A 231-nucleotide genomic window follows, 5' to 3' on the forward strand; every position below is an offset into this window, starting at 1 on the left:
GTGCAGCCGTAGTACATCTGGCCGGCGAGGTTCTCCCCCGGCTGCTCCGACAGGTGCACGTGCAGCGGCAGGTCGCAGGCGGCCTCGACGACCTTGGGCAGGTCCTCGCGACGCACGGCCCGCACCGAGTGGATCGCCGCGCCGAGGCGGACCAGGTCGGTCGGCCCGGGACGTGCGGCCATGCGCTCGGCCCACGCGTCGACGGTGCCGTCGCTGAACCGGCGCTGGCAG

General features: G+C 74.5%; 1 pseudogene. It reads right to left on the reverse strand.

Features of this window, described 5'->3' with window-relative positions:
* A pseudogene (locus ACR9ZK_RS23735) lies at window positions 1-231 on the reverse strand (formimidoylglutamate deiminase); the annotation flags it as partial.

Source organism: Monashia sp. HAY1-5C (genome assembly GCF_056755255.1).